Source organism: Rhizobium leguminosarum (assembly GCF_010668065.1).
GTDB lineage: Bacteria > Pseudomonadota > Alphaproteobacteria > Rhizobiales > Rhizobiaceae > Rhizobium > Rhizobium leguminosarum_S.
This window is the reverse complement of the sequence record NZ_WUEN01000009.1, coordinates 171,464-186,262: the sequence shown is the minus strand read 5'-3', so window position 1 is coordinate 186,262 and position 14,799 is coordinate 171,464. Positions and strand designations below refer to the sequence as shown.

Below are 14,799 nucleotides of genomic sequence, written 5' to 3'. Positions count from 1 at the left end.
ATAATGGCGACCACGCAACAAGGTATTCTGGACCTGCTGTCTCCCTATCCTCCGGGATGGGGCGGCGTTCTTTTGGCGGGTGCGGTCTCCACGGTCGCCATCTCGGCTTGCGCTTTCGCGATCGGCTTAGTGCTCGGCACGGGCGGCGCGCTTGGAAAGCTTTCGAGCAATCGCATACTGCGCCTGCTGCTCGATCTCTATACCACGCTGATCCGCGCCGTTCCCGAGCTGATCCTGATCGTCGGGCTCTACTATGCCGGCACCGATGGCCTCAACCGGCTGCTCGCCGCTTTGGAGCTGCCGCCGGTCAATGTGAACGGCTTCGTCGCGGCCGTTGCGGTGCTCGGTTTCGTCCAGGGTGCTTACATGACGGAGGTGCTGCGCGGCGCGATCCTTGCCATTCCCGTCGGCCAGATCGAGGCCGCCAAAGCCTTCGGCATGGGGCCGGTGTTGAGGTTCCGCCGCGTCCTGCTGCCGGCGCTTTTGCCGAACGCGCTGCCGGGGCTTGCCAATCTTTGGATGTCGGTCACCAAGGACAGCGCGCTGGTCGCGGTCGTCGGCTACCAGGAACTGGCGCTCGCCACCCGTCTTGCCGGGGCAAGCACCAAGCATTACTTCGTCTTTTTCCTTGCTTCAGCCCTTCTCTATCTCGCCATCACGCTCGTTTCCAACGTCGTCTTCAAACTGATCGAAGGACGGGTACGGCGGGGGCAGCCGCGCCTTGCCTGAAGAAAGCGCCCCATGAATTTCACCTGGATCTCTTCCTATTGGCCGCTGCTTCTGACCGGCGCCTGGCAGACCGTTTGCCTGCTGGTGATCTCCGTGGTGTTCGGCTTCGCCATGGCCATAGGCCTCGCGTTTGCGCAGGTCAGCGGCGGCAGGCTGACGCGGCTGCTCGCCCGTGGCTACTGCACCTTCTTCCGCGGCACGCCCCTGCTGATACAGCTGTGGCTTCTCTACTACGGGGTGGGTTCGCTGCTGCCGATGGTCCCCGGCATCCGCCAGAGCCTGTTCTGGCCGATCCTGCGCGAGGGCTTCTTCTTCGCCGCCGTCAGTTTTACCCTGAATTACGCAGCCTATGAGGCGGAGGTATTGCGCGGCGCGCTGCTTGCTGTTCCCAAGGGCGAGCTCGAAGCCGGCCGGGCCTTCGGCCTGTCGCCCTGGATGCTGACCCGCCGCATCTGGCTGCCGCGCGCCATTCGCATCGCCCTGCCGACGATTGCAGGAGAAATCGTCATGCAGCTCAAGGCGACGCCGCTCGCCTTTACGGTGACGGTGATGGATCTCTACGCCGTGGCAAACAAGGTTCGGCAGGACACACTGCTCGTCTATGAACCGCTGCTGGTCGTCACCCTCTTCTATCTCGCCTTGACCGCAGTGATCGCCCGCGTCTTTCGAGGTCTCGAAGCGCAGGTGCCGGTTCGCCGCTAGGCCGACGGGAAAAGAGACTGGTCATGAACTTGCTGGCGCACGAACCACGTACATCTCGCCCACTTTACGATGAAAAGCCCCGCGCCGCTGACGGCGCGACAGCCTGAATGGAGACCTCTTCATGAGCACGATGCGAATTCTCGATGGCGGCATGAGCCGCGAACTGTTGCGGCTGGGCGCCGAGCTGAAACAACCGGAATGGTCGGCATTGGCGCTGATCAATGCGCCGGATATCGTCCGTAAGGTACACCAGGAATTCATCGCCGCCGGCTCTGAGGTCGTTACGACAAACAGCTACGCGCTTGTACCCTTTCATATCGGTGAAGACCGGTTCTGGAAGGAGGGGGCGGCGCTGATCCGTCTCGCCGGCCGTTTGGCGCGCGAGGCGGCCGATGCCGTCACGGATCGGAAGGTGCTGGTTGCCGGGTCGCTGCCGCCGATCTTCGGCTCATACGAGCCGCAGAACTTTCAGCCTTCACGGGTGCAGGATTATCTCGATGTGCTTGTCGAAAATCTTTCTCCCTTCGTCGATGTATGGCTTGGCGAGACGTTGAGCCTGATCGCCGAGGCAGAGGCTGTCCGCAAGGCGGTGGCGACGTCAGGCAAGCCGTTCTGGATTTCGTTCACGTTGGCGGATGACGAGGCGGCGATAAGGGGCGGCGAACCGAGGCTTCGCTCCGAGGAAAGGGTCGAGGACGCGGCATCCTGGGTAGCTTCATCGGGCGCCGAAGCCCTCTTGTTCAATTGCAGCAAGCCCGAGGTCATGCAGGCGGCAGTGGAGACGGCGGCGCGGATCTTCCGGAAGATGGACGCTGATATCGACATCGGCGTCTATGCCAATGCCTTCGAAGGGGAGCAAGGCGAGGCGGCCGCCAACGAAGGCCTGCATGAGACCCGCAACGATCTGAATGACGATGCCTATTCGCGCTATGCCTGCTCTTGGGCCGAGGCCGGCGCGACGATCATCGGCGGCTGCTGCGGTATCGGCGCCGCCCACATCCATCGACTCAAGAAGACGCTTTTGAGTTGAAGTGGCAAGTCGGCTACGCCGCCGCAATTGTTATTCAGCTTTCGATGCTGTCTTCGTATCGCAGCGCGCGTCGCATGAATCAAATTCGATGCGGCGCGCCTGGGCTTCGCGCAGACTTCAATGCAGCCCGAACAGGTTCAGCAACTCTTCGCGGTGTCGAACGAATTCCGGTGCGCTGCGGTCGCGGGGACGGGGCAGATCGATTTCGATCAGACGCGGCTCGCCGCCCTTCTCCCGGGGCAGGATCAGGATCCGGTCGGCCAGGTAGATCGCCTCCTCGAGATCATGGGTGACGAGAATGGTCGTCACATCCTCATCGCGCCAGATCCGTGCGAGTTCCTGCTGCATACCGATCTTGGTCATCGCGTCGAGCGCGCCGAGCGGTTCGTCGAGCAGCAGGATTTCGGGCTGGACGGCCAGAGCCCGGGCGATGCCGACGCGCTGGGCCATGCCGCCCGACAGCTGCCGGGGATAGGCCGCCTCGAATTGCTGCAGGCCGACGAGCTTGACATAATGGCGCGCTCGCCCCCTCGCCTGCTCACGCGACAGGCCGCTTGTTTCCAGCCCGAAGGCCACATTGTCGAGCACGGTCAGCCAGGGCAGAAGGCGCGGTTCCTGAAAGATGACGGCGCGCTCTGCGCCGACGCCTCGCACCGCCTTGCCATCGACGAGAACCTCGCCCGTGTCGGAATCCTCAAGGCCGGCCAGAACCCTGAGCAGGGTCGTTTTGCCCGAGCCGCTGGCGCCGACGATGGCGAGGCTTTCGCCGGAGCGGACGTGGAGGTTGACATCCCTGAGAACCTGTAGAGGTGTCCCGTTCAACCTGTAGGATTTGGAAAGGTGACGAATCGTCACCTCTCCGCGACGCGTGTCCTCGGCGATGCTCATCATCATTCCTCAGTTGCTTGCCGGCTTGGCGTCGGCGGTCAAGAGGATGTCCTTGGCCGCCAGCTGGCCTTCCTTCAGCTTGCCTTCGCGAACGAGGACGTCGATCCAGAACTGGATGTCGCGCTCGACCGGCAGGCCTCCGGCACGCACGCCATAGCCGCGGAAATACTGTGCGATATCGGCGTTTTCGCCCCGTTCACTGAGCGCCTTGGCGAGGATCCTCTTGGTTTCCTCCGGATGTTCGCGGGCGTAATCGAGCGCGCGAGCCGACTGCTCGACGAAAATCTTCGAAGCTTCCGGATGCTCGCGAGCGAAATCACGGCGCAGGACCACAAAGCCCCCGGCGATGTCTCCAAGCACGTCGGTATCGTCGAAAATCGGACGCAGGCCGCCATTCTTCAGCGCAGCTCCCTCGAAGGTCGTCTGCCAGTAGCCGAAGGCGGCAATATCGACCTGCTTGGAGCGCAGCACCTGCTCGAGCTGCGGCCCGGGAACGACAAGCTGATTGGCTGCGTCCGCCGGTAGGCCGACGGAATGCAAGGCTTCGCGGATGGTATAGTCGAGATGTGCGCCAAGTGTATTGACGGCGATGCTCTTGCCGGCAATGTCCTTGATATTTTTGATCGGGCTGTCTTCCAGCACGTAGAAGGTCGACTGGACCTCGTCATTGATGCCGTTTGAGGGATAGGCGGCGACGAAATCATTGCCGCCGATGATCGAATTCAGGACGGCGGAAGTTGCGGCGCTGCCGATCTCGACATCACCCGATGCCAGGGCGATCAGGGAGGCCGGGCCGCCCTGGGCGTAGCCGACATTTTCGAGCGTGATGCCCGTTCCTTCGAAGTAGCCGAGTTCGGCGGCGAGTTCATGAGCGGCAAGACCACCCTGGCTGGCGAGATAGCGCAGCTTCACCGTATCGGCGGCCGCGGCGGGTGAGGTTAGGCCGAGAGCAATCACTGCCGGCAGGAGAAGGTGGCGGGGATGGAATGTCATCTGGTGGTGCCTTTCGGAAGAGGAAAATCGGTGAAAGCAGGTCAGCGGCTCGGCTGAGACCAGCGGCAGAGACGGCGCTGCAGCAAAACGAGCAAGGCATTGGCAGCAAGCCCGAGGAAGGCGAGCAGAAGGATCGCTGCAAACATCAGCGGGATCTGGAAATTGTACTGGGCGTTCATGACCTGGAAGCCGATGCCCTTGTTGGCGCCGATCATCTCGGCAGCAATCAGCAGAAGAAGTGCCGTCGTTGCCGAGAGACGCAGGCCGACGAAGATCGCTGGCACCGACGCTGGCAGGATGACGCGGCGGAAGATGGTCAGCGGTCCGGCGCCATAGGTCCGCGCCATCTCGATGAGCTTCTTGTCCACTTCCTTGACGCCGCCGATCGTGGCGAGCAGCACCGGAAACAGTGTGGCCCAGAAGATCACGAAGATCTTCGATGTTTCGCCGAGGCCGAGCAGCAGGATGAAGACCGGATAGAGCGCGAGCGCCGAGGTCTGGCGAAAGAGCTGCAGGATCGGGTCGAGCGCCTGTTCGACCGCACGAATCTGGCCCATGAACAGGCCGAGCGGAATGCCGATCGCGACGGCAAAGGCGAAGGCGGTTCCGGATCGCTGCAGGCTGATGGCGATGTCATCGAGCAGCGCGCCGTTGGCCAGATTGGTCCAAAGAGCGGACAGGATCACGTCCAGGGGCGGGAAGATAGCGGGATTGACCCAGCCCCTGGTGCTCGAAACCTGCCAGAACACGAGGAAGCCGATGAGAAGGCCGTAGCGCGGCAAAAGCGATGCGAGCACCCCGCGCACCTGCGACGCGAAAATGGAAATATTGCTTTCTCTGCTTTTCAGGCGGCCGAAGCTTCTCGGAAGAACCTGGTTGATTTCATAGGACATGGACCGCTCCTCACTCTGCTGCCTGGAGATCTGCTTGTTCTGCAGCCCACCGATTGGTCGGGAAAGGCAGGCCGAGGTTTTCTCGAAGAGTCTTGCCCTCATAAGCCGTCCGGAACAGGCCGCGGCGCTGCAGTTCCGGGATGACCAGATCGACGAAGTCGTCGAGTGCTGTCGGCAGCCAGGGCGGCAGAATGTTGAAGCCGTCGGCAGCTTCGTTCTCGAACCATTTCTGCAGCGTATCGGCGATCTGTTCGGGCGTTCCGACGATGGTGTAGTGACCGCGGGCGGAGGCAATCCACTGATAGAGCTGGCGAATGGTGAAGTTGTTTTCATCGGCGATCTGGCGGATGAGGGCCTGGCGGCTCTTCATGCCTTCCGTCGGCGGCGCCGGCGGTAGAGGGCCGTCGAGGTCATAGCCGTGCAGGTCGAGCGTGCCGCCGGTCAGGCCATTGAGGAGGCCGATCCCGTCCTCTTCGACGATGAGCGAGGTCAGGCGGTCGTATTTCTCGCGCGCCTCCGCCTCGGTCCTACCGACGAAAGCGGATACGCCGGGCATGACGAGGATATGATCGGGGTTTCGGCCGAGAGCGCGGGCGCGCGCCTTGATATCCCGATAGAACTCCTGGGCGGTTTCGATATGCTGATGGGCGGTGAATATGACTTCGGCCGTTGCTGCGGCGAGCCCGCGTCCATCTTCGGATTGCCCGGCCTGGACGATGACGGGATGCCCCTGCGGCGATCGCGAGATGTTGAGCGGACCGCGCACGCTGAAGTGTTCGCCGCGGTGATCGGTGTCGTGCAGCTTCGCCGGATCGAAGAACACGCCGGACTCCTTGTCCCGTATGAACGCGTCGTCTTCGAAGCTTTCCCAGAGTTTGCGGACAACGTCGACATGCTCGGCAGCGCGGCGATATCGGTCTGCATGCGGCAGCTGGGTATCGCGGTTGAAGTTCTGCGCCGTCAGGTCGCCCGTGGTGGTCACGACATTCCAGCCGGCGCGGCCCTCCGAGATCAGATCCAGCGAGGCGAACTTGCGGGCGGTCGTGTAAGGCTCCTCGTAGGTGGTCGAGGACGTGGCGATAAAGCCGAGATGGGTGGTGAAAGGCGCAAGGGCGGAGAACAATGTCACGGGTTCGAAGCCGGCCACGCGGGCATTGCCGCCTTCGCGTGCTCCACCGAAACCGACAGCCAGTCCGTCGGCCAGGAAATAGGCATCGAAGAGGCCACGCTCAGCTGTCAAGGCAAGACGCTTGTGAAACTCGAAACTGGTCGCGCCGTCGGCCGGCTGGTCGGGATGCCGCCATGACGCAACATGCTGTCCGCCACCGGGAAGAAATGCCCCAAGCCTGATTTTCCGTGTCATTTCGCGTCCTCTCCGTTTGCCGTCAACAGCTCGGTCTTCCCCAAGGCCAAAGTAAATATTGGCTGTTGGACTGCTAAAATACGTTCTCTATTAATTTTATAGAGAAACTTAATTTCATAGTTTCGGAGGAAGAGTGAATAGATTTCCCGGATTGGCTTGAAATCAGAAATCAACGATCGGGATGCTATCCTTGGGGTGTGCGAGCGCGGGGCGCGGCAGGCGGGTCTGCCCGCGGGGGCAAAGAGCCCGGCTGAGACGGCAATGGGGAGACGTCGTCTCGGCATTCTATGCCCGCTGCAGCATTGCCGGAGCGAGCGCGACCCGATTTGAGAATGCATGCGATAGCAAATACCGGTTTACGAACGAACATCCGTAACGGGTATCGATGCTTTAATGTGCTCAGGCATCAGCCTCGTTTTGGCCGGGTCGGGGCGTGGTCCAGGCCGGCGGCGGCCTTCTTCAGGCAGTCGAGGTAGCGGTCCCGGTTGGCAATTCCATCGTCGCGCGGCGTGACGAGGCAGAGCGTCGCGGCTGCATGACCTTCCTCGCCCCGCACCGGTACGGCAAAACAGTGGGTGAAGCTGTCGACGATGCTGTTGAAGGTGAAGAGACCTTCACGCTCGGCCTGGCGCACTTCGGCGATGAAGGTTTGCGGCTCGAGCCATTCGCCGTTCGGCAGGCGGAAATCCTGCGGCGGAATGAAGTTCAAGATTTCCTGATCCGACAGATGCGCGACGAGCAGGCGGCCCGACGCCGTCCACGGGATCGGCACCGACTGCCCGACATCCGTCGAAATGCGGAAGGGGCGTGCGCCTTCGCGCATGCGGACGACGGTGTATCTGTTTCCATCCAGCATGCAGAACTGCGCCGTTTCCCGCGTCTCGTCGGCAAGCTGTTCCAGCGCCGCCTCGCATTCTCGGGTGAAGTCGAAATGGTTCTCATAGGCTGCGCCGAGGAAATACAGTTTGCGGCCGAGATAGACACGCCCCTCGCCGCCGGTGAATTCCAGGATACCATTCTGCAGCAGCAAGTTTACGAGCTCGTAAACCGATGAGCGCGGTGCGCCGATCTGCGCGGCGATTTCATTCGGCTTCAGGGCCTGCCGTTTCTGGCGCAGGAAATCGAGGATCTCGAAGGCGCGGTCGAGCCCTCGGGCGCGCTTGCCGGCTGCTTCGTCCTGAATTGCATCCATTGCTATCGATCCCTTTTTGTCCGGCCAAGCTTTTCAAGCCGTCTGCCGCAGCTGTCAATCGATCCCGTCATTCCCAGCGAATGAAATTTTCCCGCCCCTCTTGCGAGGTAAAAAAAACGGCATAAGATCGCTTCGTCCGGTATATAGATCACATGTACGCTATATTGGACACAGATGGCAAGCCGTCAACGCTGCCGCACACAAAAAAGGGGATCGACATGAAGAATCTTGAAAACGGCATTTCCGCTTCGCTACGCCGCCGCCTTCTCGCGGGTGTTGCCGCCGCTGCGGCACTCCTCGTCTTTTCGGCCGGCACGGCCTCGGCCGCCGCCAATTGCATCAAGGGTGACAGGAAAGCGCCCTATACGATCGGCTGGGCAAACATCTACTCGGTGCCGACCTGGATGAAGCAGACCGAAGGCACCATCACGGCTGAAGTGGAGGAGCTGAAGAAGGCGGGCCTGGTGAAGGACCTGATGATCACGGACGCGCAGGGCAACGCCCAGACGCAGATCCAGCATATCCAGTCGATGATCGACGCCAATGTCGACGCCATCGTCGTGATCGCCGGTTCCTCCAACGCGCTCGACCGCGTCATATCCGATGCCTGCGACAAGGGCATTGCCGTCGTGAATTTCGACAGCCTTGTCAACACCGACAAGGTGACGGCGAAGATCAACACCGATTCCAACGAATGGGGCGCGACCGCTGCAAAGTGGATGGTCAGCCAGCTCGGCGGCAAGGGCAAGATCATCATCATGAACGGCCCGGCCGGCATTTCGGTGAGCGACGACCGCCGCAAGGGCGCCCAGCCGGTCCTCGATGCCAATCCCGGTCTCCAGGTGATCACCGAGACGAACACGGAATATAATGTCGCCCCGGCCCAGGAAGCGATGACCAGCCTGCTTTTCGCCAATCCCGAAATCGACGGCGTGCTGTCGCTCGGCGGCGCGCTATCGGCCGGCTCCGTCCTCGCCTTCGAGCGTCAGGGCCGCGACCAGGTGCCGACAACAGGCGAAAACGCCAGGCAGTTCCTGGAGCTCTGGAAGGAGAAGGGACTGAAGGGCTGGGCCACCATGCAGCCCAACTGGCTCGGCGCGCTTTCCGTCTACACTGCCGTGCAGGCGCTGGAAGGCAAGGACGTTCCGGCCTTCGTCAAGGTGCCGCTGCCTGTCATCGACGACAGCACGATCGGCAGCTACCTCGCGCGGGCCGACAAGTTCCCGGCGGACGGCTATATCTACTCGGACTACGACAAGGCGCTCTTCGACAAGCTGCTTGCCGCCAAGTAATCCGCCCAAGTAACTCGGGTTGAGGAAAGCCGTCATGACGGAAAAAAGACCCCTGCTGGAAGCCCGGCAGGTGTTCAGGGGATTTTTCGGCAATCCCGTTTTGAAGGGCGTCGACATCACCCTTCTGCCGGGCAGGGTTCACGCCTTGCTCGGCGAAAACGGCGCCGGCAAGTCCACGCTGATCAACCTCCTGTCCGGCGCTCTCCAGCCGGACGGCGGTTCCATCCTCGTCGACGGCAAGCCGGTCGAACGCTTCAGCCCGGCGGCTGCGCGCGGCGCGGGTATTGCCGTCGTTCAGCAGGAGCTGAGCCTCACGGCCAGTCTCTCGATTGCCGAAAACATCGGGCTCGGCGCATTTCCGCGCCGGTTCGGTCTCATCGATTACAGAGCGCTTCATCGCGGCGTGTCAGACGTCTGCGATATGGTGGGGCTCACCGAGCCGCTCGACATGCCGGTCGCCGACCTCGCGCTTGGCCGCCGTCAGATGGTGGAGATCGCCAAGGCGTTGTTCCGCAAGCCGCGTGTGCTCATTCTGGACGAGCCGACCTCATCGCTCTCCGCGCACGAAGCCGGCATCCTTGCCCGCCTGATCGAGACGCTGAGGGACCGCGGCACCGCACTTCTCTATATTTCCCACCGCCTCAACGAGGTGCAGGCGCTGTGTTCGCATGTCACAGTGCTGAAGGACGGCTTGGTCACCGCCGACCAGTCGCTGTCCGGCATCGACGGCGAAGGCCTGGTGCGCCTGATGGTCGGTCGCGAGACCGGCGACCTGTTCCCGCCGCGCCTGGCCGCAGCACCTGGTGCGATGCGCATCAGCGTCGAAGGTTTTTCCGCCGGCATGATGCGTGACGTCGGCTTCTCCGCCCGCGCCGGCGAGATCGCCGGCATTGGCGGGCTCGTAGGACAAGGGCAGGAAGACCTGTTGCTCGGCCTCTACGGCGCGATTCCAGCCTCGGCGTCTAGAGCGGAGGTATCCGGCAAGCCCGCCCTGCCCGCCGATGTCGGCGAGGCGAATGCCGCCGGCATCGTCTATGTCCCGGCCGACCGCAAGCATGAGGGACTGGTGCTGCCCCACTCCATCGCCTCCAATCTCATCCTGCCCTCGCTTGGACGGCTCGCCTGCAAGGGGCTGCGCGACCGGTCGGCGGAAAGCAGCCTGGTCGCCGATCTGGCGCGCCGGCTGACGATCAAGGGCGATACGGCCCGCCCGGTGCAGGCGCTTTCCGGCGGTAACCAGCAGAAGGTGGCGCTCGCCAAGTGGCTGCCGCTCGATCCCTCCGTTCTGCTCCTCAACGATCCGACGCGCGGCGTCGACATCGAGACCAAGCGGGAAATCTACCTCATGCTCCGCGCCTTCGCCGCCGAGGGGCGGCTGGTCATTCTGGCCAGTTCCGATACGCCGGAGCTCGTGCATCTCTGCGACCGTGTCGTGGTTCTGCGCGAGGGGCACGTCGCCGCGGTGCTGTCGCAGGATGAAATCAGCGAACGAGCGATCGTCGGAGCGGCCATGGGCATCACCACCACGACGCAGGGAGAGGCGGCATGAGCACAAGTTCGTCCTCCCGGCTCTACGGCTCGATCCAGCTTCGCCGCAACCGCGGCCTTGCCGGCCTCTATCTGGTTGTCGCCGCGTTTCTCATTCTCTATGCGCTGCTCTTTCCCGGCATCCTTTCGATCGGCGGCTTTTCGAAGTTCACGCAGAACTGGTTCCCGCTGGCGCTCGTCACCATGGCGCAGGCGCTGCTCATGCTGAACGGCGGCATCACGCTGGCGATCGGCCCGCTCGTCAGCCTTGGAGCGGTGATTGCCGCGACGACGATGGAAGGAGCGCTCGGCGTGCCGGGCGGTATTCTTGCGGTCTCGCTTGCCGGTCTTTCGATCGGTGCCGTCATCGGCGCCATCGTCACCTATCTGAGGCTGCCTGCAATCATCGTTACGCTTGCCGGCTCCTTCATCATCGGCGGGGTCGCACTCATTCTGCTGCCGCGGCCGGGCGGGTTCATTCCGGATTGGCTGTCGACGGTGCTGGCCGGCCACACGCCCGTCGCCTTCCTGCTGCTCATCGTGATCCTGGCGCTCTGGAAGGCCTTTCTGGCAACGCCGCTCGGCCTCGGCATCTACGCGGCCGGCGACAATCCGGTCGGTGCGTTCCGCTCCGGTGTCCCGGTCGAACGGGTGAAGGTTGTCGCCTTCGCGCTGTCCGGTCTTCTCGCAGCCCTGACCGGTCTCTTCGTCGCTGCGCAGACAGGCTCGGGTGATCCCGTCATCGGCACGCCCTTCACGCTGAACTCGATCGCCGCCGCTGTGCTCGGCGGCGTGGGTTTCCTTGGCGGCAAGGGCACGATGCGCGGCGCGATCTGCGGCAGCCTGCTGCTCTCGGTGATGATCAACGTCATGTTCTTCCTGGGTTTCCCGCCGGTCGCCCAATATGTCGCGCAAGGCCTGATCATCGTTGGCGCAGTCGCCGTGCCGGAACTTCTTGGGGCTTGGAGGGCAAGGCGATGAACATCATCAGGTCCGCGTTCCGCAATCCACCGCTGCTGACCTTCCTTCTGGTCGCGCTCGTCTGGATCGTCGCAAGTGTCTCGCTGCGTGGTTTCGGCGCCTACGGTCACCTGCGCTACCTGCTCGAACTCGCTGCTGTGATCGGCATTGCCGCTGCCGGCCAGACGCTTGTCATCCTGATGGGCGGCATCGATCTTTCCGTCGGCGCGGTCATAACAGTCACGGCGATCCTGCTGCCGCTGATTTCGCCCGCCTGGGACCCGACCGGCCTCGCCGGCATCGCGGCGGCCCTTGCCATCGCCACCGGCATCGGCCTGATGAACGGCGCCGGGGCTGCCTATCTTCGCGTGCCGCCAATCATCATGACGCTGGCCATGGCGACTTTCCTGCAGGGCCTGCTCGTCATCATCGCCGGCGGCAGCGCGGTCACCGTCAGCAACCCGGCGGTCATTCTGCTCGGGCAGGCGCGGCCGCTCGGCATTCCCTCGGGCATCATTCTGTGGCTCGTCGTCTCGATCGTCGTCCTGCTGCTCGTCCACCGCATGCCGATCGGCGCCCGTTTCCTGGCGCTTGGGGCGAACCCGTTGGCGGCCCGGCTTTCCGGCGTCAGCGTCACGCGCAACACGCTGATCGTCCACACTCTGTCGGGCTTTTTCGCCGGGCTCGCCGGCATTCTCGTGCTCGGCATGAACCGGCAAGGTTATGTCGGCATCGGCGACCCCTACCTGCTGACCTCGATCGCCGCCGTCGTGCTCGGCGGCACCTCCATCCTCGGCGGCCGCGGCACCTATGCCGGGACCATTCCGGGGGCAATCCTGCTTGTCACGACGACGGCGCTGATCACCGTCGTCAATGCCTCCCCTGGCTGGCGGTCGATCATGTTCGGGACGCTGATCCTTGCCCTTCTGCTCGTTTCCGGCCGCGAGGCGCGCCGATGACGGAGCTCTACGACGGACCGGTGATCGACCCGCACCATCACCTCTGGGACCTCAGCCTGCAACGCCATCCCTGGCTGCAGAAGGCTCGAGCTTCCGGCGAAGAGATGGTTTTCGGAAGCCTCGCACCGATCCTACGCGACTACGGCATCGACGATTATCGCACCGATGCTGCCCGCCAGAACGTGATTGCGACCGTGCATGTGGAGGCCGGCTGGTCCGTTGCTTACCCGCTGGAAGAGAGCCGCTGGCTGGATGGCCTCGACCGCAGCTCCGGCGTGGCGCGCCGTTATATCGCGCGCGTGCCTCTCGACGGGCCGGACGCCATGCGCCTGCTCGAGGCGGAAGCGGCAAACCCGAATGTCGTCGGCATCCGTGATATTTTGAGCTGGCATCCGGACGCGGCGAAGAGTTTTGCGCCCCGTCCAGATCGCATGGGCGATCCCGCCTGGCGGGCGGGGCTTGCCCATGCCACGCGGCTCGGGCTGGTCTTCGACCTGATGCTCTATCCCTGGCAGATGAATGAGGCGCTCGAACTGGTGCGCGCTTTTCCAGAAACGCTTTTCGTGCTCAACCACGGCGGCAGCCCGGCTGACCGGACGGAGGACGGAATGGCGCTCTGGCGCCGCGGCCTGCGGGCGCTCGGCAGCGAGCCGAATCTGCGCCTGAAGATTTCCAACCTCGTCGCCTATGACAATAAGTGGACGCTCGAAAGCCTGCGGCCGGTGATCGACCATTGCCTCGAGTGTTTCGGTTCGGCGCGCGCCATGTTCGCGAGCGACTTTCCGGTCGCGGGCTTGCACGCTTCTTTCGACGAGGTCTACCAGGTTTTCCGCACGGTCACCTCGCAGCTCTCTTACGACGAGCAGCGCGCCCTGTTCTTTGCCACCGCCAATGACACCTACCGGCTCGGCATCGCCGACCCGGCCGACATCAGCAGGGGCTGCCATGTCTGACCTTCATACCGCGACGGAAAACGTGCTGATCGACGAGCGGGTGCGCGGCTTTCCGCCAGGCAATCCGCCACTTGCGCTTGCTGCAATCGGCAAGCAGGGATGGAAGCCCTATGACGGCAGGATGGCCCTGCCGCTGATCTCGCTCGACCGGCAGGCTTTCACCGGCAATGTCGAACTGATGATGGCCTATGTGAAAAGCCACGGCGCCGACATCGCGCCACATGCCAAGACACCGATGTCGACGGCGCTGGCGCTGGCACTTCTGGCGGCAGGCGCCTGGGGCACGACGGTCGCCGATATCCGCCAGGCCGCTGTCCTGCTCAAGGCGGGACAACGCCGGCTGATCCTCGCCAACGAGATCGGCGGGGCCGCCGCCGCCCGCCGGCTCGCGGCCCTGCTTGGCCGCTATCCCGATGCGGAACTCCATGTCTTCGTGGATTCGACAGCGCTGGTCGAGGCTCTTCGCTCCGCCTGGCAGGAGCGCTCAGATCTACCGCCTCTCGGCCTGCTGGTGGAATTCGGCGCCGGCCGCGCCGGTGCCCGCAGCGTCGACGCCGCCGAAGCAATTCTTGACGCGATCGTTGCCGCGGAGACGCCGGCCTTCCGGCTGACCGGCATCGCCGCCTATGAGGGTGCGGCCGCGACCGCCGATGCGGAAGAGACGATGCGTCGCATCGACGCGCTGATGGCGGTGACATCAGATTTCCTGCCGAAGCTGCGCGCCCGCATCGGCGACGAGCGGCCGCTCCTGGTCACGGCCGGTGGCTCAGTGTTTTTCGACGTCGTGATTGCCAGGCTTGCAGCCGCCGTTGCGGCCGATCCCGCCTGCCGGCTGGTGCTGCGCAGCGGCGCGATCTTCTTCCACGATCACGGCATTTACGAACGCGGCCTTGCCGGCCTCGATGCACGCGGCGGTTTCCGCATCGGCGGCGAGACGGTTTCGGCGGCTGCAGGTTTCCGTCCGGCGCTGCGGGTCTGGGCCGAGGTCCTGTCGCGGCCGGAGGCGCGACTGGCGATCTGCGGCATGGGCATACGCGACGTGGCGATGGACCAGGGCCTGCCGCGGCCGTTGGCGCTCTATCGCAATGGGGCGTATCTCGCCGATCTCGGAGACGCCGAGGTGTTTCGCCTCAACGATCAGCACGCCTTCGTGGCCCTTGCCGACGGCAGCGACGTCGCGGTCGGCGACGTCATCGAGTGCGGCATCTCGCATCCCTGCACCTGCCTTGACCGGCATGCCATCCTCTACGGCCTCGATCCGGACCATTCGGTGACGGCGGCCTATCTGACCAGCTTCGGCTGAACTCTCCCTCCAAAA

General features: G+C 63.5%; 14 protein-coding genes. 9 read left to right on the top strand and 5 right to left on the bottom strand.

What is annotated here, in order from left to right:
* The first annotated feature begins 3 nt into the window (after positions 1 to 3).
* From GR198_RS23610 to GR198_RS23600, 3 genes are all read left to right on the top strand, one after another.
* The gene (locus tag GR198_RS23610) at positions 4 to 729 is read left to right on the top strand and encodes an ABC transporter permease (RefSeq protein ID WP_164069662.1); all 726 of its coding nucleotides are present in this window, start codon (positions 4 to 6) and stop codon (positions 727 to 729) included.
* A 12-nt stretch (positions 730 to 741) separates the two neighbouring features.
* Complete coding sequence (locus GR198_RS23605; RefSeq protein ID WP_164027268.1) at positions 742 to 1,431, top strand: ABC transporter permease; 690 nt, start codon at positions 742 to 744, stop codon at positions 1,429 to 1,431.
* Between the two features lie 121 nt (positions 1,432 to 1,552).
* Entirely contained in the window at positions 1,553 to 2,461 is a 909-nt protein-coding gene (locus GR198_RS23600; protein WP_164069661.1) for a homocysteine S-methyltransferase family protein, read from the top strand.
* Positions 2,462 to 2,578: 117 nt separating this feature from the next.
* On the opposite strand, the gene GR198_RS23595 is transcribed toward GR198_RS23600, so the two are convergent.
* The 5 genes from GR198_RS23595 to GR198_RS23575 form a co-directional block, all read right to left on the bottom strand.
* On the bottom strand, positions 2,579 to 3,349 hold the full coding sequence (locus tag GR198_RS23595) for an ABC transporter ATP-binding protein (protein ID WP_026238797.1): 771 nt from the start codon (positions 3,347 to 3,349) through the stop codon (positions 2,579 to 2,581).
* A 9-nt stretch (positions 3,350 to 3,358) separates the two neighbouring features.
* A complete protein-coding gene (locus GR198_RS23590) occupies positions 3,359 to 4,342 on the bottom strand; it encodes an ABC transporter substrate-binding protein (RefSeq protein WP_164069660.1) in 984 nt (327 codons plus the stop codon).
* A 41-nt stretch (positions 4,343 to 4,383) separates the two neighbouring features.
* Positions 4,384 to 5,235 carry an ABC transporter permease gene (locus tag GR198_RS23585; RefSeq protein ID WP_164069659.1) on the bottom strand — a complete coding sequence of 284 codons (852 nt, stop codon included), beginning with the start codon at positions 5,233 to 5,235 and terminating at the stop codon, positions 4,384 to 4,386.
* A 10-nt stretch (positions 5,236 to 5,245) separates the two neighbouring features.
* The gene (locus GR198_RS23580) at positions 5,246 to 6,598 is read right to left on the bottom strand and encodes an LLM class flavin-dependent oxidoreductase (protein WP_128449412.1); all 1,353 of its coding nucleotides are present in this window, start codon (positions 6,596 to 6,598) and stop codon (positions 5,246 to 5,248) included.
* A 406-nt stretch (positions 6,599 to 7,004) separates the two neighbouring features.
* Positions 7,005 to 7,790, bottom strand: a complete 786-nt coding sequence (locus GR198_RS23575) for an IclR family transcriptional regulator (protein WP_164069658.1) — start codon at positions 7,788 to 7,790, stop codon at positions 7,005 to 7,007.
* Positions 7,791 to 8,008: 218 nt separating this feature from the next.
* Between GR198_RS23575 and GR198_RS23570 the strand changes: the two genes are divergently transcribed.
* From GR198_RS23570 to GR198_RS23545, 6 genes are read left to right on the top strand one after another with little or no spacing between them, the layout of a single operon-like run.
* The gene (locus GR198_RS23570) at positions 8,009 to 9,082 is read left to right on the top strand and encodes an ABC transporter substrate-binding protein (RefSeq protein WP_164069657.1); all 1,074 of its coding nucleotides are present in this window, start codon (positions 8,009 to 8,011) and stop codon (positions 9,080 to 9,082) included.
* Positions 9,083 to 9,116: 34 nt separating this feature from the next.
* Entirely contained in the window at positions 9,117 to 10,631 is a 1,515-nt protein-coding gene (locus tag GR198_RS23565) for a sugar ABC transporter ATP-binding protein (protein ID WP_164069656.1), read from the top strand.
* Positions 10,628 to 11,590 (top strand): ABC transporter permease, encoded by a 963-nt coding sequence (locus GR198_RS23560; protein WP_164069655.1) that lies wholly within the window; start codon positions 10,628 to 10,630, stop codon positions 11,588 to 11,590. Before GR198_RS23565 ends, GR198_RS23560 begins: the two co-directional genes overlap by 4 nt.
* Positions 11,587 to 12,528, top strand: a complete 942-nt coding sequence (locus tag GR198_RS23555; protein ID WP_164049349.1) for an ABC transporter permease — start codon at positions 11,587 to 11,589, stop codon at positions 12,526 to 12,528. Before GR198_RS23560 ends, GR198_RS23555 begins: the two co-directional genes overlap by 4 nt.
* The gene (locus tag GR198_RS23550) at positions 12,525 to 13,481 is read left to right on the top strand and encodes an amidohydrolase family protein (RefSeq protein ID WP_029873571.1); all 957 of its coding nucleotides are present in this window, start codon (positions 12,525 to 12,527) and stop codon (positions 13,479 to 13,481) included. The genes GR198_RS23555 and GR198_RS23550 overlap by 4 nt, the downstream gene beginning before the upstream one ends.
* The gene (locus GR198_RS23545; RefSeq protein WP_029873570.1) at positions 13,474 to 14,784 is read left to right on the top strand and encodes an alanine racemase; all 1,311 of its coding nucleotides are present in this window, start codon (positions 13,474 to 13,476) and stop codon (positions 14,782 to 14,784) included. Before GR198_RS23550 ends, GR198_RS23545 begins: the two co-directional genes overlap by 8 nt.
* The last annotated feature ends 15 nt before the right edge of the window (positions 14,785 to 14,799 follow it).

What these genes read in the sequence shown, in the direction of transcription:
- GR198_RS23585 (WP_164069659.1), bottom strand. Translation starts at nt 5,235, where the DNA reads ATGTCCTATGAAATCAACCAGGTTCTTCCGAGAAGCTTCGGCCGCCTG.
- GR198_RS23565 (WP_164069656.1), top strand. Translation starts at nt 9,117, where the DNA reads ATGACGGAAAAAAGACCCCTGCTGGAAGCCCGGCAGGTGTTCAGGGGA.
- GR198_RS23610 (WP_164069662.1), top strand. Translation starts at nt 4, where the DNA reads ATGGCGACCACGCAACAAGGTATTCTGGACCTGCTGTCTCCCTATCCT.
- GR198_RS23590 (WP_164069660.1), bottom strand. Translation starts at nt 4,342, where the DNA reads ATGACATTCCATCCCCGCCACCTTCTCCTGCCGGCAGTGATTGCTCTC.
- GR198_RS23600 (WP_164069661.1), top strand. Translation starts at nt 1,553, where the DNA reads ATGAGCACGATGCGAATTCTCGATGGCGGCATGAGCCGCGAACTGTTG.
- GR198_RS23560 (WP_164069655.1), top strand. Translation starts at nt 10,628, where the DNA reads ATGAGCACAAGTTCGTCCTCCCGGCTCTACGGCTCGATCCAGCTTCGC.
- GR198_RS23555 (WP_164049349.1), top strand. Translation starts at nt 11,587, where the DNA reads ATGAACATCATCAGGTCCGCGTTCCGCAATCCACCGCTGCTGACCTTC.
- GR198_RS23605 (WP_164027268.1), top strand. Translation starts at nt 742, where the DNA reads ATGAATTTCACCTGGATCTCTTCCTATTGGCCGCTGCTTCTGACCGGC.
- GR198_RS23570 (WP_164069657.1), top strand. Translation starts at nt 8,009, where the DNA reads ATGAAGAATCTTGAAAACGGCATTTCCGCTTCGCTACGCCGCCGCCTT.
- GR198_RS23580 (WP_128449412.1), bottom strand. Translation starts at nt 6,598, where the DNA reads ATGACACGGAAAATCAGGCTTGGGGCATTTCTTCCCGGTGGCGGACAG.
- GR198_RS23595 (WP_026238797.1), bottom strand. Translation starts at nt 3,349, where the DNA reads ATGAGCATCGCCGAGGACACGCGTCGCGGAGAGGTGACGATTCGTCAC.
- GR198_RS23575 (WP_164069658.1), bottom strand. Translation starts at nt 7,790, where the DNA reads ATGGATGCAATTCAGGACGAAGCAGCCGGCAAGCGCGCCCGAGGGCTC.
- GR198_RS23545 (WP_029873570.1), top strand. Translation starts at nt 13,474, where the DNA reads ATGTCTGACCTTCATACCGCGACGGAAAACGTGCTGATCGACGAGCGG.
- GR198_RS23550 (WP_029873571.1), top strand. Translation starts at nt 12,525, where the DNA reads ATGACGGAGCTCTACGACGGACCGGTGATCGACCCGCACCATCACCTC.